The organism is Sphingobium sp. CFD-1 (assembly GCF_024611115.1).
Taxonomy (GTDB): Bacteria; Pseudomonadota; Alphaproteobacteria; order Sphingomonadales; family Sphingomonadaceae; genus Sphingobium; species Sphingobium baderi_A.
In genome coordinates this window covers 2602187-2624244 of record NZ_CP084398.1, presented here as the reverse complement: position 1 = coordinate 2624244, position 22058 = coordinate 2602187, and the positions used below count along the sequence as shown (strand labels likewise).

Here is a 22058-nt window from a genome sequence, read left to right as displayed (position 1 = left end):
AACGAAACCGAACAACAAGGTTGATGAGATTATGTCGCGCATTTGCGAGCTGACCGGCAAGGGCCGCCAGGTGGGTCACAATGTTTCCCACGCCAACAACAAGACGAAGCGTGTGTTCCTGCCCAACCTGCAGAATGTCACGCTGATCTCCGAAGCGCTGGAAAAGGGCGTGAAGCTGCGCGTGTCGACCCATGGCCTGCGTTCGGTGGAGCATAATGGCGGCCTCGACAACTGGCTGCTGAAGACCGGCGACGACCAGCTGTCGGTGAAGGCGCAGCGCCTGAAGCGCGACATCGTCAAGAAGAAGGCTGCCGCCGCAGCCTGATTTCTTCTGATTCGTTTCGGTAAGGGAGCGGTCTGGCGACAGGCCGCTTTTTTGCGTGGGATCAGGCGCGGTATCAGCGCAGCGCGAATTTGAGCAGCAGGGTGCGCTGGAAAAATTCGTGATTGTCGTCCGACGCGACCCAGATCATCGTTTGTCCGCCTTCTCTGGTGACGGCCAGCCCCTCGAAATTATCGGCCAATAGCGGCGGCGCGAGCCGTGCCAGCGTTTCCGCGCGCAGTCGCGTGCCGGGCTCCAGTCGTTCGGGCAGTTCGACGATGGCGACGACGCCGGTGAACAGTTCCTGCAAGGTCAGCCGCCGGTTCAGCACCAGCAGGTGCCGTTCATCCAGCGCCACCGCATCGGTGGGGCGATAGCCTTGCGGCGGCGTATAGCGCAGATGAATGGGAGAGGGGGTGTCCGGGTCTGCCGGATCGCCGGAAAAGAGCAGGGCATCATGATTGCCGTCCGCCGTCATCCCCATTTCGGCGATGGCGATGAAGCGTCCGTCGGGCAGGCGAGCGAGGGATTCGATGGAGCCGGTTTCCGGCCACGCCTCGATCTCCGGCCATGTGCGGCAGGCTTCGACCCGCGCAAAGCCGGATGAATAGCGGCAGATCATCTGCTGCAATTCGAAGCCGACCCAATAGCGGTCCGTGGCGGGGTCATGCGTCATGGACTCCGAATCCCACGCCCACCAGGGTTTCTGCCGATCCTGCGGACGGACGGGCAGGGGCGCGATGAAGGACCGGCGGCGGGCTTCGCCGGGGCCGACATGAAATCCCATCAAAATGCCTGCGTCGCTCAGCCCCAGAACCTGTCCTGACGGTTCCACCAGCAGCGACGATATGCCGCCGAAATTGGGGTTCCGGCTGGTCAGCGCCCATCCCGCGACATAATCCAGCCTGCCCACGCGCCGCAGCGCCGGGTCGCTGGCGCTCAGCGCGACGGCGCGCGCCAGCACGGGCAACGTACCGGGATGCAGCAGTTGCGGCTTGTTCTTGTGGGCTGCCGGCAGCAGCAGGATCGCAAGGACCAGAACGATCAGGATTCGACGCATCGCGGCTTGCCATAGGACAATAGCAGGCAGCTTGCAGCATCCGCGTGACAGATCGATGATTAGCTGAACAATGGCTGTCACGCTTATTCAGGCTTGGCTCAAAGCGAATCGGGCATAAGGGCGTCAATCAAGGCGAATTCGTATTCCGGATGCGCCGAGAAGATGGCTTTTGGAGGAGCAACGCCATGAAAATGAAGTTTCTTGTGAATATGGGAGCTGCGCTGGCCATGGGCGTTGCATCTCTCGCGGTGACCGCCACCCCCGCCATGGCGCGCGACGGCTGGGGTCGTCATTATGATCGCGGCCATTCCTATCGGGGTGATCGTGGCTATCGCGGTTATCGCGGCGACTATAATCGCGGCTATCGGGGCGATCGCTATTATCGCAACAATTATTATCGCGGTTATCGGGGCGGCTATCGCTGCCGGGACAGCGGCACGGGCGGCACGATCATCGGCGCGATCGCCGGTGGCCTGCTGGGTAACGAAGTCGGCAAGGGCAGCGGCCGCTATGGCCGTGGCGACGGCACCACGGGCGCCATCCTTGGCGCAGGCGTCGGGGCCCTGGCGGGTCGGGCCATCGACCGCGATTGCTAAGCGAACCGTCCTCATCGGACATGATTCAGGCAGGGCCGCTCCGCAAGGGGCGGCCCTTTCTGCTTGGTGGTCCGGGATGGGTTACGGCCATTCGGCTCCGCCCCTCCTGGGGAGGATTTATAGGTCCGCGCCTGACCGCCGCAGGTCATTGCATGGCATGGATTTACGGAATTTTCGCGCCTGAGCTGTTTTCGGCGGCGGGCTCGATACGATTTCGATCGGCGCGCAGGGCCTTCATCGCCGCTGGGTTGATGCCCGCGTCTTCATTGTGAGCCTGTCCCGCACGCATATCCAGCATGGCCGCGGCATCGTTGAGCGCGCTGGCCTCACTCGCGCTGACGCCGCCTACGCCGTCGCCGGAATCCGATCCGCAGGCCGTCAGGCAGGCCAGCATCGTCATGCCCATAAGGGTGCGGATCATTTTTCCATCCTCCTCACGCATAAGAAAAGGGCCGCTCCGTTTCCGGCGCGGCCCTTTTCGAAAACTTCCGAAACGGAATTACATCGCGTTCGAAGCAGCGTTCGCGGCGGCGTTCGAAGCGTTCGAAGCAGCGTTCGATGCGTTGTCGGCGGCATTCAGCGCGGCGTTCATCGCGTTGTCGGCAGCGTTCGATGCGTTATCCGCAGCGTTCGCGGCGGCGTTAGCGGCATTTTCCGCACCGCCCGAACAGGCGGCGAGGCCGAGCGACGCGGCGAGAACGAGCGAAAGAGCAATCGACTTGGTCATGGGCTAAACCCCTCTCTGAGAACAAAAAACCGTGCAGACCATCTCGGAGAAAAGCTCACCCCCCATTGTCTGCGGGCCGATTCGTAATGCCTTGGTCCGCGCAAGGCAATCCTCTTCATGTGGGTTAAGGGCGCTATTTCCACGATTTTATGCGAAACATATAGGGAAAGAGCGCGATTGACGTATATAAAGTTTTCTTTATATAACCTTGTCATGAGCGCCGCACTCGACATTTTCCGTGCCCTTGGCGATCCCACGCGCCTGCGGATCATCCATTTGCTGCGCGCCATGGAACTGGCCGTGGGCGAAATCGCGCAGGTCGTGGGGCAAAGCCAGCCGCGCGTGTCCCGTCACGTCCGCATCCTCGCCGAGGCCGGTCTTGTCGAACGGCGCAAGGAAGGAAACTGGGTTTTTCTTCGCCTTGGCAAGGATGCCGCCCTTGCGCCCTATCTCGCTTTGTTCGACCGGATCGAACCGTCGCAGGCCGAACATCTGTGGCAGCAGGCGGACCTCGCCCGCCTGGCCGCCGTGCGGGCGGATCGTTCGCGCGCCGCAGAAAGCTATTTCGCCGAACATGCGGAGGAATGGGACGCGATCCGCTCGCTCCACGTTGCCGAAGCCGATGTGGAAGCGGCCATGACCGCGCTCCTCGTGCAGGAGCCGATCGGCCATCTCCTCGATATCGGCACGGGGACGGGCCGCATGATCGAGCTTTTCGGCCCCGAAGCCGAACAGGTGACCGCGCTCGACCGCAGCCCCGACATGCTCCGATTGGCCCGCGCGAAGCTGCCGGAGGACGCGGGCGACAAATATGCGCTGGTGCTGGGCGATTTCGGCGAGTTGCCGATGGAGCGGGGCAGCGTTGACACGGTGGTCCTGCATCAGGTGCTGCATTACGCACAGGCGCCCGAAGCCGCCATCGCCGAAGCCGCCCGCGTCACCGCCGCGCAGGGCCGGGTGCTGATCGCCGACTTCGCCGCCCATGAGCGCGAGGAACTGCGCCTGCGCGATCAACATGCGCGTCTGGGCTTTTCCAACGAGCAGATCGAAAACTGGTTCGCGCAGGCGGGCCTTGACCTGGAACGGGTGGAAAGCCTGCCCGGACAGGAACTTACCGTGCAACTCTGGCTGGGCCGCCGCCGTGGCGCGCGCGTCCTGCCGATCGAAGGACGCATTTCCGCATGACCCTCAGCTTCCCCTCCGTCGAAGAGGCGCGGCGCGCACTGGATGCGCCGCTCTATGCCGATCTGGCGGGCGACCTTAACGTCAGCTTCGAATTCTTCCCGCCCAAGACGGAGAAGATGGAGGAGCAGCTCTGGTCCGCGATCGAGACGCTGACGCCGCTGGGGCCGAAATTCGTTTCCGTCACCTATGGCGCGGGCGGTTCGACGCGGGAGCGCACGCACAACACGGTGGCGCGCATCGCGAAGGAAACGCCGCTCGCCGCCGCCGCGCACCTGACCTGTGTTGCCGCCAGCAAGGACGAGATCACCGAAGTAGCCGATGCCTATTGGGACGCGGGCGTGCGCCACATCGTCGCCCTGCGCGGTGATCCGCCGGTGGCAGGCGCGAAGTTCGAGCCGCATCCGCAGGGCTATCAGGGCGCGGCCGAACTGGTCGATGGGCTGGTGAAGCGCCATCCCTTCGAGATTTCCGTGGCCGCCTATCCCGAAACGCACCCCGATGCGGCGAGCGCCCAGGGCGATCTCGACAATCTCAAGCGCAAGCTGGACGCGGGCGCGACCCGCGCCATCACGCAATTCTTTTTCGAACCGGACACCTTCTTCCGCTTTCGCGATACGGCGGCGGCGGCGGGCATTTCGGCGGACATCATCCCCGGCATCATGCCCGTCAGCAATTTCGCCGCGGTTCAGCGCATGTCGGCCATGTGCAACACTGATGTGCCGCTTTGGATGGGTCGCCTGTTCGAGGGGCTGGACACGCTTCCCGCCGCACGGCAGCTTGTTTCCGCGACGCTGGCGGCGGAGCTTTGCCGCAAGCTTTATGCGGGCGGAGTGCGCGACTTCCATTTCTACACACTCAACCGTGCGGAACTCAGTTACGCCATCTGCCATCTGTTGGGCCTGCGACCGGAGAAAAGTGCATGACCGCCGAGGAACAATTCCGCGCCATCGCGGCGGAAAAGATCATGATATTCGACGGCGGCTATGGCACGTCGATCCAGAAGCATGGCCTGACCGAAGCGGACTATCGCGGCGATCTGGAGCTGCCCAAGGACCAGAAGGGCAATAACGATCTGCTCTGCCTGACCCGCCCCGACATCGTGGAGGGCATCCACGCCGCCTATCTGGAGGCGGGCGCGGACATGGTGGAAACCAACACCTTCTCCTCCACGAAGATCGCCATGGCCGACTATGGCTGTGAACATCTGGTGCGCGACATCAACATCGCCGCCGCGAAACTCGCGCGCAAGGCGTGTGATGCGGCGACCGCGAAGGATGGCCGCCCGCGCTTCGTGGCGGGGTCCATCGGCCCCACGAACAAGACGCTGTCGATCTCACCGGACGTGAACGACCCCGCTTACCGCGAGGTGGATTACGATACGCTGAAAGCGGACTATCGCGAACAATGCGATGCCCTGATCGAAGGCGGCGTCGATTTCCTGCTGGTCGAAACCTGCTTCGACACGCTCAATGCCAAGGCGGCGGGCATGGCTGCCCGCGAAGCCGAAGCGGCGGCCGGCCGTTCGGTGCCGCTGATGCTCAGCTTCACCATCACCGACATGTCGGGCCGCAACCTGTCAGGGCACACGATCAATGCCTTCTGGTATTCGCTGCGCCATCTGAAGCCGATCACCATCGGCGTGAACTGCGCGTTCGGCGCGGATCTGCTGCGGCCTTATCTCAGTGAACTGGCGAAGAATGCCGACACGCTGATCCTGGCCTATCCCAATGCGGGATTGCCCAACGAACTGGGCCAATATGACGAACTGCCTGAAACCACGGCCAGCCTCATCCGCCAATGGGTGGACGAAGGACTGGTCAACATGGTCGGCGGCTGCTGCGGCACCACGCCCGCGCATATCGGCGCGGTGGCGAAGGCGCTTGCGGGCCACAAGCCGCGCGTCGTGCCGGAACTGCCGGTCGTGACGCGCCTCGCGGGTCTTGAACCGATGCACATCGCGGCCTGATACCCACCTCCGTTCGTGTCGCGCGAAGTCGAGACACGAACGCAACCGCCTCTAGACTTCGCTCGAAGCGAACGGATTGACAGAATGACCACCCAACCTTCCGCCACCAACTTCGTCAACATCGGTGAGCGCACCAACGTCACCGGATCGGCCAAGTTCAAGAAGCTCATCATGGCGGGCGACTATGCCACCGCCATCGACATCGCGCGCGAGCAGGTGGAGAACGGCGCGCAGGTGGTCGACGTCAACATGGACGAAGGGCTGCTCGACGCCATCGAGGCGATGACGACCTTCCTGAAACTCATGACGTCGGAACCCGACATCAGCCGCGTGCCGGTGATGATCGACAGCTCCAAATGGGAAGTGATCGAAGCGGGCCTCAAATGCGTGTCCGGCAAGCCCATCGTCAACTCGATCAGCATGAAGGAAGGGGAGGACGCCTTCCTTGCTCATGCCCGAAAGGTTATGGCTTATGGCGCGGCGGTGGTCGTCATGGCCTTCGACGAAACGGGCCAGGCCGACACCAAGGAGCGCAAGGTCGAAATCTGCGCCCGCGCCTACGACCTGCTGGTCAGCATCGGTTTTCCGCCGGAAGACATCATCTTCGACCCCAATATCTTCGCCGTCGCGACGGGCATCGAGGAGCATAATAATTACGGCGTCGACTTCATCGAAGCCTGCAAGGAGATCAAGGCCCGCTGCCCGCATGTCCACATTTCGGGCGGCCTGTCGAACCTCAGCTTCTCCTTCCGCGGCAACGAACCCGTGCGCCGCGCGATGCACTCCATTTTCCTGTATCACGCCATTCCGGCGGGCATGGATATGGGCATCGTCAATGCGGGCCAGCTCGACGTCTATGACGCCATCGACCCCGAACTGCGCGAAGCCTGCGAGGACGTCATCCTCAACCGCCCCCAGCGCGATCCCAGCGTTACGCCCACCGAGCGGCTGGTCGAACTCGCCGAAAAATTCCGGGGCACCGGCGGGGAAGTCGACAAGGCGGCTGAGGAATGGCGCGGCTGGCCGGTCGCCAAGCGCCTCGAACATGCGCTGGTCAAGGGCATCGACATGTATGTGGTCGAGGATACGGAGGAAGCCCGTCTTTCCGCAGACAAGCCCATCGAAGTGATCGAAGGCCCCCTGATGGACGGCATGAACGTGGTCGGCGACCTGTTCGGCGCGGGCAAGATGTTCCTGCCGCAAGTCGTCAAATCCGCCCGCGTCATGAAGAAGGCGGTGGCCCATCTCCTCCCCTATATCGAAGCCGCGAAGGAACCCGGCGCCAAGGGCAAGGGCAAGGTCGTCATGGCGACCGTCAAGGGCGACGTGCACGACATCGGCAAGAACATCGTCGGCGTCGTGCTCCAGTGCAATGGCTTCGAAGTGATCGACCTGGGCGTCATGGTGCCGTGGCAGGACATATTGAAGGCCGCGAACGAGAATGATGCCGACATGATCGGCCTGTCCGGCCTCATCACGCCCTCGCTGGACGAAATGGTGACGGTGGCGCAGGAAATGCAGCGCGCCGACATGTCAATGCCGCTGCTGATCGGCGGAGCCACCACGTCGCGGGTGCACACCGCGCTGCGTATCGACCCGGCCTTCACTGGCCCTGTCGTTCATGTGCTGGACGCCAGCCGGGCGGTGGGCGTGGCGACCGCGCTCGTCTCGCAAACGCAGAAGACCGATTTCGTCCAGAAGACCAAGGACGATTATGAGCATGTCCGCGTCGCCCGCGCGAATAAGGGGCAGAGCGCCCTCCTGTCGCTGGAGGACGCCCGCGCCAATGCCTTCGAGATCGACGAGAATCTGAAGCCGCCGCGCCCGCGCCTGCCCGGCGTTCATCGCTTCCCGGACTGGGATCTGAAGGATCTGCGGGACTATATCGACTGGACGCCTTTCTTCCGCGCCTGGGAGCTGGCGGGCAATTATCCCGCGATCCTCACCGATGACATCGTCGGCGAAAGCGCCGCCAGCCTGTTTGCCGACGCACAGAAGATGCTCGACCGTATCATCGACGAAAAATGGCTGACCGCGCGCGGCGTCGCGGGGCTGTGGCCCTGCGCCCGCGAAGGCGACGACATCATCGTCCATGTGGAGGACGAACGCCACGTCCGCCTTCCCATGCTGCGCCAGCAGATCGCCAAGCGGGAAGGGCGGGCGAATATGTGCCTTGCCGACTTCATCAGCCCGGACGGCGACTGGATCGGCGGTTTCGCGGTGTCGCTCCACGGCATCGAGCCGCATCTGGCCCGCTTCAAGAATGCGATCGACGATTATTCGGACATATTGCTGAAGGCGCTGGCCGATCGCCTTGCCGAAGCCTTTGCCGAGCGGCTGCATCATTATGTCCGCACCGCGCTCTGGGGCTATGCGGAGGGTGAGCAGCTTACCAACGAAGCGCTCATCAAGGAGCAATATCGCGGCATCCGTCCCGCGCCGGGTTATCCCGCCTGCCCGGAACACAGCCTGAAACCCTTGCTGTTCGACATGCTGGATGCCCATCACGCGACGGGCATCACGCTCACGGAAAGTTTCGCCATGCTCCCCACGGCGGCGGTCAGCGGCTTTTATTTCGGCCATCCGCAGGCGGAATATTTCGGCGTCGCCCGCATCGGCCGCGACCAGTTGGAGGATTATGCCCAGCGACGCGGCGTCGATGTGGAAACGGCGGAAAGGTGGCTGCGGCCCAATCTGGACTGATCGGATCGCAGCCCGCCGTTCACTTCATCGGGCTGATGCGATTGTCAGCGCCCGTTATCTGAATCCGGGGCCGGGAGCCATCCGGCGTCGACCAGTGGATTTCGTTGCTTGCGCCGGTGACGCGGATGGTGCCGCCCTTGGCCATGGACAGGTGGACGCGGTTGTCTGCGCCTTCGATAGTGACCAGACGGCAATCACCGGAAATATGCACCTGATTGCCCGCACCCGTGATGGAGGCGGACTCGCCTCCGCAATCAAGCTCGGTGGTCTGTCCCGCGCCAGTGAAGCTGGCCTGCGCGAACGCCGCCATCGGCAACGTCCCCACGACTAATAAAGTCGCGACGCCGCTCAGAAGGCTCGGTTCATCAATTTCTCCCTTCTGCCAATGATTTCGCTATGGCAACGTCGGCGGGGGGAAGGAGTTCCGGCAGAGACTTTTCTCCCTTCCCTCACACTCGGCGTCACGACCGTCCCATAACGGGGCAGGAATCCGTTAACCATGTCCCTGCATTGGCCGCGCGCCGGGCAGGGGCTACATGCCGTTCATGCGTATCCTCTCCACCATCGTGCTCGTTTCCGCCGCCGTCGCCGCCACCGCGTTGGCGCAGGTGGCCCCCGCGCCCTTCACCGTCGCGGAAACGGGGCAGGCGTTCGGTTCGCTCGCCGATGCCGTGAACGCTATCGGCCATGCGAAGGGCACGGTGGTGATCGCGCCCGGCACCTATCGCCAGTGCGCGGTGCAGGAGGGCGGCGACGTCACCTTTACCGCAGCGACCCCCGGCACGGCCATATTCGATGGCGCGACCTGTGAGGGCAAGGCGGCGCTGGTCCTGCGCGGCAGCGCAAGCAAGGTGGACGGCATCGTCTTTCAGAACCTGCGCGTGCCCGACGGCAACGGCGCGGGCATCCGTCTGGAAAGCGGCAACCTTACCGTCACCAACAGCCTGTTCCGCAATAGCGAGGAAGGCATCCTCTCCGGCGATGCGCCGGGAAGCAGCGTGACCATCGACAAGTCGACCTTTCGCCATCTGGGCCGATGCGACCGTGACCTGGACTGCGCGCATGGCATCTATATCGGCCATTATGGCAGCCTTACCGTCACTCGCTCCCGTTTCGATCAGGGCGACGGCGGCCATTATCTGAAAACCCGCACGCCGCGCGTCACCATCACCGGCAACAGCTTCGACGACAGCGCCGGGCACCTCACCAACTATATGATCGACCTGTCCAACGGCGCGAGCGGCACGATCACCGGCAATGAAATGGTGCAGGGCAAGGACAAGGATAATTACAGCGCTTTCATCACCGTCGCCCCCGAAGGCCGGGAACATGACAGTTCGGGCCTCTCCATCGCGGGCAACAGCGCGTCCTTCGTGCCGGGGCTTTCGCGCAGCAGCAGCTTCGTCGCCAATTTCACCGATGACGCGGTAAAGATCGGCGCGAACAAGCTGGCGAGCGGCATCAAGGTTTCCGACCGCCGCTAAAGCGTTTTCAAGTCAGGGAGATCACCTGACGATCCGAAAATCATGGCAAGCAAAAACCTCTTTGCCTTGCCAGCGGAGCGTTGGGGGCGGACAATCGGCTCCATGCGAACGACTTACCAATCCGCCACGGTCCGCCTCTATCATCTGAGCGACACGCAGGAAGGCGGGGCGGCCACGACTCTTTTCTATGGCCCGTTGAACGAAGCCCTCCTTATCGCCGAGCAACAGCCGGCCGATGTGCAGGACGGCCTGTTCCTTGCCACCGACAATGATGTCGTCGCCTATCTCGACCTGATCGACGGGTGAGGGGTATGTGGTTCCACGTTTCTGTTTGATTTGGGTGGGAAGGTGGACGGTTTGCTATTCCCATCTCCGTTCGCCAGGCTTCGACAGGCTCAGCCCGAACGGAGATGGGTTGTCCCAAGCTGGCCGTCGTCCGCCATCACCCGTCCGCAAATCCAAAGGGTGCATGGGTGCGCCGGAAATCGTCGGGCAGCACGTCGCGGCCGATGGGCGGGGCGGATCGCGCCAGGCACTGGCTGCGGTGGCACAGGCGGCATGTCACGCCGATGGGCGTCGGTTCTGACGGCGCGGTATCCTGCGTATAGATCAGCCGATGGGCGTGCTCCGCCGCGCAGCAGAGCGCGATCGCCCGGTCGACGCGCGGCGCTCCCCATCCGCCGCCGCCCGCCCGCACTGACCGCGCGATGGAGAAGAACCGCTCGCCATCGGGCAGCTCCAGCCATTGCGTCACCACTTCGCGCGGCGTTTCGAACACCCGATGCACCGACCAGAGCGGGCATGACCCGCCATGGCGCGCAAAGGGAAAGCCCGCCCCGTCCAGCCGCTTGCTGACATTGCCCGCCGGATCGACCCGGATGAAGAAGAAAGGCACGCGCTCCTGCCCCGACTTTTGCAGGGTGGTCAGCCGGTGCGCTGTCTGTTCGAAACTGGCGCCGAACTGTCGCGCCAGCGCCTCCACATCGTAATGCCGCGCCTCCACCGCTTTGGCAAAGGCCGTGTAGGGCATCAGGATCGCCGCCGCACCATAGCTCGCCAGCGCCCGCCGCGTCAGCCGCCGCCCGCTTTCGCTGGCGAACTGCCCTTCCTTCAGCAGCGTATCGAAGGCCTCCCGCATCTCCAGATAGGCGATCTGCAGCGCAAGCTGGAAGCTGGTGCTGGCCCCGTCCAGCGCATCGTCGATCAGCACTGCGTCGCGATGCCGGTCCAGCCGCCGCATCGACCCCGCCATCACCTCCGAAGGCAATCGCCGCACCCGCAGCCCATGCTTTGCCTTGAGCCATGCATGGAGGTCGCCCGCGCCCTCGATCTCCGCCGCCAGCACTTCGCCCGCATCGTCCAGCAGCGGAAAGCTGTTCCGCCGCGCCGCCACGAAACGCCGCGATTCCGCCACCGGGTCAGGGGCGTCTCCGGCCTCCATGCGTTCCCCGTCCATGTTCGCGCCCCTGTCGGCCAGCGCGAGTTGTTCCTCGCGATAGGCGGTGTAGAGCCGCAGCAGAGCTTCGGTCATGCCGGGATAGTTGACCGCGACATCCTGCGTCGCGAGGGCGGGTAGGTCGATATCGGCGAACATCGGGTCTTTCAGAACCGTCTGCAAACGCGCTGTCTGCTCCGCGCCGCCGTCTCCCGCCAGTTCGCTCATGTCCAGCCGGTATGTCCGCGCCAGCCGCAGCAGCATATCGGCGGTTAGCGGCCTCTGATTACGTTCCAGCAGCGCGACATAGGATGCGGAAATCTCCAGGTCCGCCGCCATGTCGGCCTGCGTCAGCCCCAGTTCGCGGCGCAACCTTCGCAAGCGCGGCCCCATGTAAACCGGACGATCCTTGGCCATCTAAAGAATGCTCCTGTACAGGCTTTACAACTTTACACCAGATTTTTGTAAAAATCGACAACTGAACTTCAAAGAGAGTGCCGGACAGATCCCGCCCCCCTAAACCGGCGCCAGTTCTCTTTTTTACGGAATTGACGCTCATGACCTACCAGCAGGAAATCGCGAAAGCCGGCACGCTGATCGGCGGGCAAGCTCATTGGGACGGCATCGCACCCGAATCCGTCGCCCGGATGCGCCTTCAGAACCGCTTCCACACCGGCCTTGACATTGCGCGCGCCACCGCCGCGATCATGCGCCGCGACATGGCGGCCTATGACGCCGATCCGGCAGCCTATACCCAGTCGCTCGGCTGCTGGCATGGTTTCATCGGGCAGCAGAAGCTCATCTCGATCAAGAAGCATTTCGGATCGACCAAGGGCAAATATCTCTATCTCTCCGGCTGGATGATCGCTGCGCTGCGGTCCGAATTCGGCCCGCTGCCCGACCAGTCGATGCATGAAAAGACCAGCGTTCCCGCGCTGATCGAAGAACTCTACACTTTCCTGCGCCAGGCCGACGCGCGCGAGCTCAGCCTCCTGTTCCGTGATCTCGACAAGGCCCGCGAAACCGGCAACGAGGTCGAAATCCAGCGCCTCACGCATGCCATTGACAATCATGAAACCCATGTCGTGCCGATCATCGCGGACATCGACGCGGGCTTCGGCAATGCCGAGGTGACCTACCTCCTCGCCAAGAAGATGATCGAGGCGGGCGCCTGCGCGCTCCAGATCGAAAATCAGGTGTCCGACGAAAAGCAATGCGGCCATCAGGACGGCAAGGTCACGGTCCCGCATGAGGACTTCCTGGCGAAGATCCGCGCCTGCCGCTATGCCTTTCTGGAACTGGGCGTGGACGACGGCATCATCGTCGCCCGCACGGACTCGCTGGGCGCGGGGCTCACCAAGCAGATCGCCTATAGCCGCGAGCCGGGCGACCTTGGCGATCAGTATAACAGCTTTCTCGACTGCGATGAGGTCGACCTGAACGGGATCGGTAATGGCGATGTCATCATCAGCCGCGACGGCAAGCTGTTGCGTCCAAAGCGCCTGCCGTCGAACCTCTATCAGTTCCGCTCCGGCACGGGCGAGGATCGCTGCGTCCTCGACTGCATCACTTCGCTCCGGAACGGCGCGGACCTGCTGTGGATCGAAACGGAGAAGCCGCATGTCGAACAGATCGCGAGCATGGTCGACCGCATCCGCGAAGTCATCCCCAACGCGAAGCTGGTCTATAATAATTCGCCCAGTTTCAACTGGACGCTGAACTTCCGCCAGCAGATATTCGACCGCTGGCAGGCGGAGGGCAAGGATGTGTCAGCCTATGACCGTGCAAAATTGATGAGCGCAGACTATGACGCGACTGACCTCGCCGTCGAGGCCGATGAGAATATCCGCACCTTCCAGAAGGATGCGGCTGCACGGGCTGGCATCTTCCATCACCTCATCACGCTGCCGACCTATCACACGGCGGCGCTCAGCACCGACAATCTGGCCAAGGACTATTTCGGCGATGCGGGTATGCTGGGTTATGTCGCGGGGGTTCAGCGTAAGGAAATCCGCCAGGGCATCGCCTGCGTGAAGCATCAGAATATGTCGGGTTCCGACATCGGCGACGATCACAAGGAATATTTCGCCGGCGAAGCCGCGTTGAAAGCGGGCGGCGTCCGCAACACCATGAACCAGTTCGCCGCATAGAAAGGGTTTCGCGGCTGGCGCCGTGAGGACCATGTCGCAGGGGGTATCCCATGCGCCTTGCGATAAGGAAGGACTGGCGGCCCGGAGTGCTCCTGCTCCGGGTCGTTTTTTTGCCGTCCCGTGAAATGGCCTTGCGAAACTTATGCGCCGTTCCGACTTTTACGGCCAGAAGCGACGCTGTATCGTCATGCCGGATCGCTCCATGGAAAGGCTGGCCCATGCCCTTCACGCTCATCACCGCGAATCGCAATTATTCGAGCTGGTCGCTTCGGCCATGGGTGTTGATGAAGGCGCTGGACATATCATTCGCCGACCGGATCGAGCCTTTCACGCAGGTCAGCAACTATGCGGCCTTCCGCGATTTTTCGCCGACCGGACAGGTGCCCGTCCTTGTCGATGGCGATCGGACCGTCTGGGATTCGCTGGGCATCGCGCTCTATCTCGGCGACCGCCATCCCGCTGTCTGGCCGCAGAAAGAAGCCGTCCGCGCATGGGCGCAATGCGCCGTAGCGGAAATGCACAGCGGCTTTGGCGCCCTGCGTCAGGATTGCACGATGAATGTCGGCATCCGCGTGGAATTGCACATGCCATCGCCCGTGCTCAATCGCGACATCGCGCGCCTGCGGGAATTGTTGGAGGAGGGGTTGGCGCGCTTTGGCGGTCCTTTCCTGGCCGGTTCGGCATTTACCGCCGCCGATGCCTTCTACGCGCCCGTGGCTTTTCGCGTGCGGACTTATGGACTGGACATCGGGCCGGTGGCGCGGGGCTGGGTAGATCATATGCTGGGGCTTCCGGCCATGCGCGAGTGGGAAGCTGCTGCTCTGGCGGAAACATGGCGCGAGGAAAGCCACGAAGCGGAAGTCGCCGCGGCTGGCCGGGTTGTCGCGGACCATCGCGCCATATAACTTTCTTGCTTGACGATGCGGTGAAACAGCCGATTCAGGCTCCATTTCCTCTTTCGTCCCGCGCCTGACAGGTCTAGGGGGAAGGGATCATGGTCAAGCCGAGCACTCTCTACGAAAAAATCTGGGACTCCCACGTCATCGAACGCCGTCCCGATGGAACCTGTCTGATCTATATCGACCGCCACCTTGTGCACGAGGTGACGAGTCCTCAGGCGTTCGAGGGGCTACGCCTTGCCGGGCGCAAAGTGCGCCGTCCCGACCTGACGCTGGCGGTGCCGGATCATAACCTGCCCACTACGCCGCGTCGAGACGCCGCCGGCAACCGCATCCCGATCGCGGACCCGCAAAGCGCGCAGCAACTGGCCGCGCTGGAGCGCAATGCGCCCGAATTCGGCGTGCGCCTGTTCGGTGATACCGATCCGCAGCAAGGCATCGTCCATGTCGTCGGGCCGGAACAGGGTTTCACGCTGCCGGGCACCACGCTGGTATGCGGTGACAGCCACACCAGTTCGCACGGTGCGCTGGGGGCGCTGGCCTTTGGCATCGGCACCAGCGAGGTGGAGCATGTGCTTGCCACGCAGACGCTGCTGCTCAAACAATCGAAGACGATGGAAGTCCGTATCGACGGTGAACTGGGCTTTGGCGTCACGCCCAAAGATGTGGCGCTCGCCATCTGCCAGCATATCGGTACGGCGGGCGGCACCGGCTATGTCATGGAATATCGTGGCTCGGTGTTCCGCGACATGTCTATCGAGGGACGGCTGACGGTTGCCAACATGTCGATCGAGGCCGGCGCGCGATCCGGCCTGTTCGCGCCGGACGAAAAGACTTTCGCTTATTTGAAGGGCCGCCCGATGGCTCCGAAAGGCGAAGCATGGGACGCCGCCGTAGCCTGGTGGAAGACGCTCAAGACTGACGAAGGCGCAGTGTTCGACAAGGTGGTGGTGATCGACGCCGTCGACATCGTGCCCAATGTCACCTGGGGCACCAGTCCCGAAGACGTGGTGGCCGTGACGGGGGTGGTGCCGGACCCGGAAAGCTTCGCCGATGCGTCCAAGCGCGCCGCCGCGCAGAAGTCGCTCGATTATATGGGGCTGACGCCGGGTCAGCGGATGCAGGACGTGCCGGTCGAGCATATCTTCATCGGCAGTTGCACCAATAGCCGGATCGAGGATCTGCGCGCTGCCGCCGCTCTGCTCAAGGGTCGTCATGTCGCCAGCGGCATCAAGCAGGCGATGGTCGTTCCTGGCTCCGGCTTGGTGAAGTTGCAGGCGGAGGCCGAAGGGCTGGACCGCATCTTCAAGGAAGCGGGCTTCGAATGGCGCGAGCCGGGCTGCTCGGCCTGTCTGGGCATGAACCCGGACAAGGTGCCCGCGGGCGAGCGCTGCGCGTCGACCAGCAACCGCAATTTCATGGGGCGGCAGGGACCGGGATCGCGCACGCATCTCGTCTCGCCGGCCATGGCGGCGGCGGCGGCAGTAACGGGCCGCCTGACCGATGTGCGCGAACTGTTGGATAATAAGGAAGGGGCGGTCGCATGAAGAAGATATTCTGGTTGCTTACGCTGGGCGCACTGGCGAGCGCCGCCATGGCGGCGACGTTGGGTCGTGCCGAAGATGGCCCCGCTACGGAGACGAAACAGGTTCGCTGATGGAAAAACTGACTGAAGTCGAAGGCCGGGCCTATCCGTTCGGCATGAAGAATGTCGACACCGACATCGTCATCCCCGCGCATTGGCTCAAGACGATCAGCCGCACCGGGCTTGGCAAGGGCGCGTTCGAAGTGCTGCGGAAGGAACCGGGCAACGTCTTCGACGATCCGGAATATGCGGGCAGCCCGATTCTGATCGCGGGCGACAATTTCGGCTGCGGGTCGAGCCGCGAACATGCGGCATGGGCGTTGGCGGACCTTGGCATCAAGGTCGTGATCGCGCCCAGCTTTTCGGACATTTTTTCGGGCAACGCCTTCAAGAACGGCATACTGACCGTGGTTCTGCCGCAGGAAGCGATCGACCGGCTGATGGAGGTCGCGAAGAGCGATCCGATCCATGTGGATCTGGAACATCAGACGGTGACGACGCGGTTCCAGGATCGTTTCGCGTTCGAGATCGATCCTTTTCGCAAGCATTGCCTGCTGGGTGGTCTGGATGAAATCGGTCTGACGCTGGATAACAGGAGCGAAATCGACCGTTATGAGGACAGGCTTGCGGCCGAAAAGCCCTGGCTCGTTCCGACCGTTGCCTAAGCGCGCGGTTCGGCATATCTGCGAAGATGACCAACGAGCTTTTGAACAGGGCATAGCATGACCACTTTTGACGATCGCGAACGGGCTTTTGAAAATATGTTCGCGCATGACGCGGAAATGCAATTCCGCATTCAGGCGCGCCGCAACCGCCTCGTCGGTGAATGGGCGGCCGCCAGAATGGGCCTGACGCCGGAAGAGACCGACGCCTATGCCAAGGCCGTCGTGCAGGCCGATTTCGAGGAAGCGGGCGACGAGGATGTGATCCGCAAGCTTCTGGGCGACATGACGCAGGCGGGCGTCGACATTGATGAAGCGTCTGTGCGTACCGCGCTGGAAGAACAGCAGGTGATCGCTCGCCGCCAGTTCATCGAAGCCCAGTAAGCTGCAGGAACGGGGAAGCCGCCATGCCGATGGCCGCCGATGAAATAGCCGACATGATCCGGGCCGCGATCCCGGACGCGCAGGTGGAGATCACCGATCTGGCCGGCGACGGCGATCATTATTCCGCCCGCGTGGTATCCGAAAGTTTTCGCGGCCTGACACGCGTCGCGCAACAGCGCGCCGTCTATGCCGCGCTGGGCGGCCGGATGGGCGGCGTCCTCCACGCCTTGCAACTGACCACTGCCGTTCCCAACTAAGCGGCAGGAATAATGTTCGCGCCTGCACGATGATGGCGCCAGACAGGAATGGACTCAATAGATGACCGACGTCGTGCAGCAGCGGATTGCCGAGATCGTCAATGGCAATGACGTGGTGCTCTTCATGAAGGGCACGCCGCTTTTCCCGCAATGCGGCTTTTCCAGCCGCGCCATCGCCATATTGGAACATCTGGGCGTAGCTTATGAAAGTGTCGACGTGTTGCAGGATCAGTCGATCCGGCAGGGCATCAAGAGCTTTTCCGATTGGCCGACTATCCCCCAGCTTTATGTGAAGGGCGAATTTGTCGGTGGCAGCGACATCATGATGGAGATGTATGAAGCGGGCGAACTGCACCAGCTGATGACGGATCAGGGCGTCGCTCTGGCCAGCTGAAGAGCGACCTTACGGGAATTTCGGAAGGCGGTCCGGCGCTTCGGGCCGCCTTTTTCGTGCGCCATTGCCGGGAAGGAAAGACCGGGTGGGGGACGCGGCGGAGACCGGCCTGCGTCCCCCGAGTAGTTAAACGGTCGGGAACGCCTGACAGGAAGCAAGCGCCGTGCCAGAGCCATAGGCTGGCAGAAAAGCGCCCTTTCAAAGGTTAACGCTTTCGCGTCGATGGAAGCGGATGTAAAATATATCGACAGGTTCGGACGTGATGGGCGTATTCCATCCTTGGCCCGCCTATTGACTACGTCTGTAGTCAATGCGATTACAGACGTAGTTGAGGACTCGGGACTCGAAACGCATCATGGCTGTCAGTGAAAAGATCAGCGAAGCCGAACTGGTGGTGATGGAGGCTTTGTGGCAGCGGGCGCCACTCACCGCCGCCGACGTTGCCGGCCGGGTGACGGCGGATCGCGGCTGGAGCGTGCAAACGGTCAAGACGCTGCTTTCCCGCCTGATGGCGAAGGACATCATCGCCGCTGATCAGGACGGGCGCCGCTTTCTCTATCGCCCCATGGTCGCGCGGGAGGATTATGTCGCGAGCGAATCCGGGCGGCTGGTCAAACGCCTGTTCGGCGGCCGTATATCGCCGCTCGTAGCCCAGCTTGCCCAGCAGGACCAGTTGACGGCGGATGACATCGCGGAACTGGAAGGCATATTGAAGGGGCTGAAATCATGAGCATCTGGCTCGCTGAAACCCTGATCGCCACGACTTTACTGATAGCGCTGGTCATGATGGTCCGCCGCCCGGTCGCGCGGTGGATAGGGGCGGGCGTCGCCTATTGGCTCTGGGCTTTGCCGCTGGCGCGGATGCTGTTGCCCACCTTGCCCAGCCAGGTCGCGGCGCCGTCTCCGCTCCAGACGGCCGTCGATCAGTCCGGTATTCCCGAGTTCATGACCGTTATATCCGTTTCGTCTCCAGCCGACGCCGCATCAAGCGCTCCATGGCTGGAAATCGCAATCGCGGTCTGGCTGTGCGGCGTGGTCGCTTTCCTGGCCTTGCAGTTGGTCGGCTATATCCGTTTTCGGCAGCATATGCTGGAGGGCGCGACTCTGATCGAGCAGGAAAGGCGCATTCGGATCATCACCAGCCCACAGGCCGGCGGTCCGCTCGCCTTTGGTGTGTTGCGCCCTTATATCGTGCTGCCGGTCGATTTCGCACTGCGCTTCGACGCGGAGGAACAGGCGATGGCGATCGCCCATGAACGGGCGCATCACGACCATGGTGATCTGGCCGCGAACATGGCCGCGCTGCTGTTGCTGGCGATCCATTGGTGCAATCCGGTCGCATGGATCGCCTATCGGGCCTATCGCGCCGATCAGGAGCAGGCGTGCGACGCCCGCGTGCTGGCGCTCTACGGTCAGGATCAGGCCCATACCTATGGCCGCGCCATCCTGAAGGCGGCAGGTGGGCGTCAATTCGCCGGAGCCTGCCATCTCACCCGCATCGCTGCCTTGAAGGGGAGGCTGAAAATGCTCTCGAACCATGAAATGTCGCTCCGCCGGATCAGCTGGGGCATGGTCCTTGTGGGGCTGGTGACGGTCACTGGACTGGCCCTGACGGCGTCGGGCGGGCGGGCCGCGCGGCAGATGTCAGCTATTACGGAACAGGTGGAAGCCGTCGATTTCGCGCGGCTTTCTGATCTGGTCGCTCAGCCTGCCCATGCGGATGAACCCGCGACCATGCAAACGGCCGATGCGCCGGAGGCGGTGGACGCGCCGCCCGCCGCGCCGGCCGTAACGCAGGCCCATCACGCCGTGCCTTTGGCCCCCGTCGCGCCGCCCGCGCCAATGGCGCCCACGGCTGACATGGTGCCGCCGGTTCCCCCCTTGCCGCCGGTTCCGCCTGTCGCCCGTGTTTCCGATGCGGGGATGGAGGCTTATGCCATCCCGAGCGAGGCAGACATCCGCCGCAGAATTCCCAATGTCGACGTTCGCAATGGCTGCGATGGCGATCAGACCGTCAGTCATCGGGAAACCGTGGGCGCCGATGGCCGCCGTCACATCCGCGTCCGTATCTGCGAAACCGCGATCAAAGCGCAGGCCAGCAATGCGGCCCGGGCAGGCCTTATCAAGGCTCGGGCGGAGGCTGCGCGCGCCATGAAGATGTCGGATGAAATCCGGGCCGAAGTACTGCGTGATCTGGATGAGGAAATTGCCCGGATCGACAACCGCGCCGGAGATTGATCGTCAGACGGCGACGATTTCTGGCAGAATCGCATCAAGCAGCAACATGCCCGCCGGTTCGATCCGCAGCGCCTGTCCAGCTTTCGCGACGAGGCCGTGACCGGAAAGCCGTTCCACCGCTTTTGCATCGATCAAATCCGCCACCGGCAGGCCAGAAAGCGCCGCAATCCGTTCCAGATCGACGCCTTCCCCCAGGCGCAATCCCATCAGCAGAGCCTCGCGTGCCCGATCCTGCGAGGCGAGCGCCTCCTCGCCCTGCAATCCGTGGCCGTTGCGCTGGATTGCGTTCATCCAGTTCTCCGGTTTCTTGTGGCGCAGCGTCGCCATCCCCAGCCGCCGCCCGTGCGCGCCGGGGCCGATCCCCGCATAGTCGCCATAACGCCAATAGGTTAGGTTGTGGCGGCTTTCCTGCCCCGGCCGGGCGTGATTGCTGATCTCATAAGCCGGGATGCCCGCAGCCATCGTCATTTCCTGCGTTTGTTCATAGAGCGTCGCGGCATGATCGCCATCGGCAGGCACCAGCTTGCCTTGCGCCACCAACGTCGCGAAGCGCGTTCCCGGCTCGATAGTGAGTTGATAGAGCGAGAGGTGATCGGTCCCGAAGGATAGGCCACGCGCCAGTTCCGCCCGCCAGCCGCTTTCGCTCTGCCCCGGCCGCGCGTAGATGAGGTCGAAATTCACCCGCGCGAAAACAGATTGCGCGACATCCAGCGCTGTCAGCCCCTCCCGCACGTCATGCGCGCGGCCCAGGAAATGCAATGCTTCATCCTCCAGCGCCTGCAACCCCAGCGATACGCGATTGACCCCGGCCGCCGCCAGATCGGCAAAGCGCGCCGCCTCCACCGAACTGGGATTGGCCTCCAGCGTGATTTCCAGATCGGAAACGGGTTGCCAATAGACCGTCGCTGCCTCGATCAACGCGGCCACGATTGCGGGCGGCATCAGCGAAGGCGTGCCGCCGCCGAAGAAGATGGAGGATAAGGGCCGTCCGCCAGTCAGATCCGCTTCATGCCGTAAGTCCGTCAGCAACGCGTCTCGCCATGCGTCGGCATCCACCTGATCCCGCACATGGCTGTTGAAGTCGCAATAGGGGCATTTGGAAACGCAAAACGGCCAATGCACATATAAGGCGATAGGATCGGCCGAGACCGATGCGGAAATGATGGGGGAGGACGACATGGGTGAGCGTTCCTAGACCGCTTTGCCATGCGCGGCCAGCGCTTGCGGCTGGAAGGGTGCTGAATGAGTGGGGATTTGGGGTGTTGCGTCCTTCCAATTTTGGCGCGCGGTGCTCCCACGAAGGCAGGAGCACGATCCCCATATTCCTCAGAAGACTGCCGCCACCATCTTCGCGAAGGCATCCGCCCGATGGCTCATCGCGTGTTTCTTTTCCGGCTCCATCTCGCCGAAACTGATTTCATGGCCAAGCGGCTTGAACATCGGGTCATAGCCAAAGCCCTTGTGCCCGCGAGGCGGCCAGATCAGCGTGCCGTCGACCCGACCTTCGAACACTTCGACATGCCCGTCAGGCCATGCCAGCGCCAGCGCACAGACGAAATGCGCGTCGTGGCCAGCATCGGGGCCTTTGGCCTCGACCGCGTCCCACACATTCTGCATGGCGAGCCGAAAATCCTTGTCCGGTCCCGCCCAGCGCGCCGAAAAAATGCCCGGATCGCCGTTCAGTGCGTCCACGCACAGGCCGCTGTCATCGGCCAGCGCGGGCAGGCCGGACAGATCCGCGGCCTGCAACGCCTTGAGTTCCGCATTGGCGATGAAGGTCGTGCCGGTTTCGTCCGGTTCGGGCAGGTCCAGTGCACCCGCCGACACCGTTTCAATGCCATAGGGCGCCAGCAGATCGCCGATTTCCCGCACCTTGCCCGCATTGTGGCTGGCGATCACCAGCTTGCCGGGTCCCAGCTTGCGGATGGCCTGTTCCTGTCCGAAATCGTCGCTCATGCCTGTTCCTATATCACCGTTCGCTTGTCGACTTCAGCTTATCCTGAACGCCTGC

24 protein-coding genes are annotated in these 22058 nt (G+C 62.9%); 17 read left to right on the top strand and 7 right to left on the bottom strand.

The annotated features are described in order from the left end of the window. Nucleotides 1–31: 31 nt before the first annotated feature. Nucleotides 32–325: a 50S ribosomal protein L28 gene (rpmB, locus tag LDB26_RS13265; RefSeq protein WP_062067498.1), complete on the top strand. Its 294-nt coding sequence runs from the start codon at nucleotides 32–34 to the stop codon at nucleotides 323–325. Between the two features lie 73 nt (nucleotides 326–398). Here rpmB and LDB26_RS13260 read toward each other — a convergent pair whose 3' ends face one another. Next, nucleotides 399–1382, bottom strand: coding sequence for an esterase-like activity of phytase family protein (locus LDB26_RS13260; RefSeq protein WP_062067495.1), 984 nt, complete (start codon nucleotides 1380–1382; stop codon nucleotides 399–401). Nucleotides 1383–1567: 185 nt separating this feature from the next. Between LDB26_RS13260 and LDB26_RS13255 the strand changes: the two genes are divergently transcribed. Then, entirely contained in the window at nucleotides 1568–1978 is a 411-nt protein-coding gene (locus LDB26_RS13255; RefSeq protein ID WP_062067491.1) for a glycine zipper 2TM domain-containing protein, read from the top strand. A gap of 163 nt (nucleotides 1979–2141) precedes the next feature. Here LDB26_RS13255 and LDB26_RS13250 read toward each other — a convergent pair whose 3' ends face one another. Together LDB26_RS13250 and LDB26_RS13245 are read right to left on the bottom strand one after the other, a co-directional pair. Continuing rightward, nucleotides 2142–2399, bottom strand: a complete 258-nt coding sequence (locus LDB26_RS13250) for a hypothetical protein (protein WP_257538742.1) — start codon at nucleotides 2397–2399, stop codon at nucleotides 2142–2144. Nucleotides 2400–2477: 78 nt separating this feature from the next. Further along, on the bottom strand, nucleotides 2478–2705 hold the full coding sequence (locus LDB26_RS13245; protein ID WP_062067488.1) for a hypothetical protein: 228 nt from the start codon (nucleotides 2703–2705) through the stop codon (nucleotides 2478–2480). 213 nt (nucleotides 2706–2918) lie between these two features. Between LDB26_RS13245 and LDB26_RS13240 the strand changes: the two genes are divergently transcribed. The 4 genes from LDB26_RS13240 (at nucleotide 2919) to metH (ending at nucleotide 8559) form a co-directional block, all read left to right on the top strand. Further along, entirely contained in the window at nucleotides 2919–3890 is a 972-nt protein-coding gene (locus LDB26_RS13240) for a metalloregulator ArsR/SmtB family transcription factor (protein ID WP_062067485.1), read from the top strand. After that, the gene (gene metF / locus LDB26_RS13235) at nucleotides 3887–4813 is read left to right on the top strand and encodes a methylenetetrahydrofolate reductase (RefSeq protein WP_062067483.1); all 927 of its coding nucleotides are present in this window, start codon (nucleotides 3887–3889) and stop codon (nucleotides 4811–4813) included. The genes LDB26_RS13240 and metF overlap by 4 nt, the downstream gene beginning before the upstream one ends. Next, a complete protein-coding gene (locus LDB26_RS13230; protein ID WP_021247255.1) occupies nucleotides 4810–5856 on the top strand; it encodes a homocysteine S-methyltransferase family protein in 1047 nt (348 codons plus the stop codon). The genes metF and LDB26_RS13230 overlap by 4 nt, the downstream gene beginning before the upstream one ends. Nucleotides 5857–5940: 84 nt before the next feature. Further along, nucleotides 5941–8559: a methionine synthase gene (gene metH / locus LDB26_RS13225; protein WP_062067481.1), complete on the top strand. Its 2619-nt coding sequence runs from the start codon at nucleotides 5941–5943 to the stop codon at nucleotides 8557–8559. 19 nt (nucleotides 8560–8578) lie between these two features. Here the strand turns inward: metH and LDB26_RS13220 are convergent, their stop codons facing one another. Continuing rightward, nucleotides 8579–8869 (bottom strand): DUF3060 domain-containing protein, encoded by a 291-nt coding sequence (locus LDB26_RS13220; RefSeq protein WP_257538741.1) that lies wholly within the window; start codon nucleotides 8867–8869, stop codon nucleotides 8579–8581. 235 nt (nucleotides 8870–9104) lie between these two features. Between LDB26_RS13220 and LDB26_RS13215 the strand changes: the two genes are divergently transcribed. Further along, the gene (locus tag LDB26_RS13215) at nucleotides 9105–10043 is read left to right on the top strand and encodes a right-handed parallel beta-helix repeat-containing protein (RefSeq protein ID WP_062068996.1); all 939 of its coding nucleotides are present in this window, start codon (nucleotides 9105–9107) and stop codon (nucleotides 10041–10043) included. A 102-nt stretch (nucleotides 10044–10145) separates the two neighbouring features. Further along, nucleotides 10146–10349 carry a hypothetical protein gene (locus LDB26_RS13210; RefSeq protein ID WP_062067475.1) on the top strand — a complete coding sequence of 68 codons (204 nt, stop codon included), beginning with the start codon at nucleotides 10146–10148 and terminating at the stop codon, nucleotides 10347–10349. A 136-nt stretch (nucleotides 10350–10485) separates the two neighbouring features. Here LDB26_RS13210 and LDB26_RS13205 read toward each other — a convergent pair whose 3' ends face one another. Further along, nucleotides 10486–11895 (bottom strand): short-chain fatty acyl-CoA regulator family protein, encoded by a 1410-nt coding sequence (locus LDB26_RS13205; RefSeq protein WP_257538740.1) that lies wholly within the window; start codon nucleotides 11893–11895, stop codon nucleotides 10486–10488. Nucleotides 11896–12035: 140 nt separating this feature from the next. Between LDB26_RS13205 and LDB26_RS13200 the strand changes: the two genes are divergently transcribed. From LDB26_RS13200 to LDB26_RS13160, 9 genes are all read left to right on the top strand, one after another. Continuing rightward, nucleotides 12036–13628 (top strand): isocitrate lyase, encoded by a 1593-nt coding sequence (locus LDB26_RS13200; RefSeq protein WP_257538739.1) that lies wholly within the window; start codon nucleotides 12036–12038, stop codon nucleotides 13626–13628. 218 nt (nucleotides 13629–13846) lie between these two features. Then, nucleotides 13847–14533, top strand: coding sequence for a glutathione S-transferase family protein (locus tag LDB26_RS13195; protein ID WP_257538738.1), 687 nt, complete (start codon nucleotides 13847–13849; stop codon nucleotides 14531–14533). Between the two features lie 89 nt (nucleotides 14534–14622). Then, complete coding sequence (gene leuC, locus LDB26_RS13190; RefSeq protein ID WP_257538735.1) at nucleotides 14623–16074, top strand: 3-isopropylmalate dehydratase large subunit; 1452 nt, start codon at nucleotides 14623–14625, stop codon at nucleotides 16072–16074. Between the two features lie 109 nt (nucleotides 16075–16183). After that, complete coding sequence (gene leuD / locus LDB26_RS13185; protein WP_062067461.1) at nucleotides 16184–16777, top strand: 3-isopropylmalate dehydratase small subunit; 594 nt, start codon at nucleotides 16184–16186, stop codon at nucleotides 16775–16777. 57 nt (nucleotides 16778–16834) lie between these two features. After that, nucleotides 16835–17158 carry a DUF1476 domain-containing protein gene (locus LDB26_RS13180; protein ID WP_062067458.1) on the top strand — a complete coding sequence of 108 codons (324 nt, stop codon included), beginning with the start codon at nucleotides 16835–16837 and terminating at the stop codon, nucleotides 17156–17158. A 23-nt stretch (nucleotides 17159–17181) separates the two neighbouring features. After that, nucleotides 17182–17415 carry a BolA family protein gene (locus LDB26_RS13175; RefSeq protein WP_062067455.1) on the top strand — a complete coding sequence of 78 codons (234 nt, stop codon included), beginning with the start codon at nucleotides 17182–17184 and terminating at the stop codon, nucleotides 17413–17415. A 61-nt stretch (nucleotides 17416–17476) separates the two neighbouring features. Continuing rightward, complete coding sequence (grxD, locus tag LDB26_RS13170) at nucleotides 17477–17809, top strand: Grx4 family monothiol glutaredoxin (protein WP_257538733.1); 333 nt, start codon at nucleotides 17477–17479, stop codon at nucleotides 17807–17809. 355 nt (nucleotides 17810–18164) lie between these two features. Further along, nucleotides 18165–18539 (top strand): BlaI/MecI/CopY family transcriptional regulator, encoded by a 375-nt coding sequence (locus LDB26_RS13165; RefSeq protein WP_062067450.1) that lies wholly within the window; start codon nucleotides 18165–18167, stop codon nucleotides 18537–18539. Further along, nucleotides 18536–20047, top strand: coding sequence for a M56 family metallopeptidase (locus LDB26_RS13160; RefSeq protein WP_257538731.1), 1512 nt, complete (start codon nucleotides 18536–18538; stop codon nucleotides 20045–20047). The genes LDB26_RS13165 and LDB26_RS13160 overlap by 4 nt, the downstream gene beginning before the upstream one ends. A 3-nt stretch (nucleotides 20048–20050) precedes the next feature. Here LDB26_RS13160 and hemW read toward each other — a convergent pair whose 3' ends face one another. Both hemW and rdgB read right to left on the bottom strand, forming a co-directional pair. Then, nucleotides 20051–21226 (bottom strand): radical SAM family heme chaperone HemW, encoded by a 1176-nt coding sequence (gene hemW / locus LDB26_RS13155; RefSeq protein WP_257538729.1) that lies wholly within the window; start codon nucleotides 21224–21226, stop codon nucleotides 20051–20053. A gap of 147 nt (nucleotides 21227–21373) precedes the next feature. Next, entirely contained in the window at nucleotides 21374–22003 is a 630-nt protein-coding gene (gene rdgB / locus LDB26_RS13150) for an RdgB/HAM1 family non-canonical purine NTP pyrophosphatase (protein ID WP_062067441.1), read from the bottom strand. Nucleotides 22004–22058 lie beyond the last annotated feature (55 nt).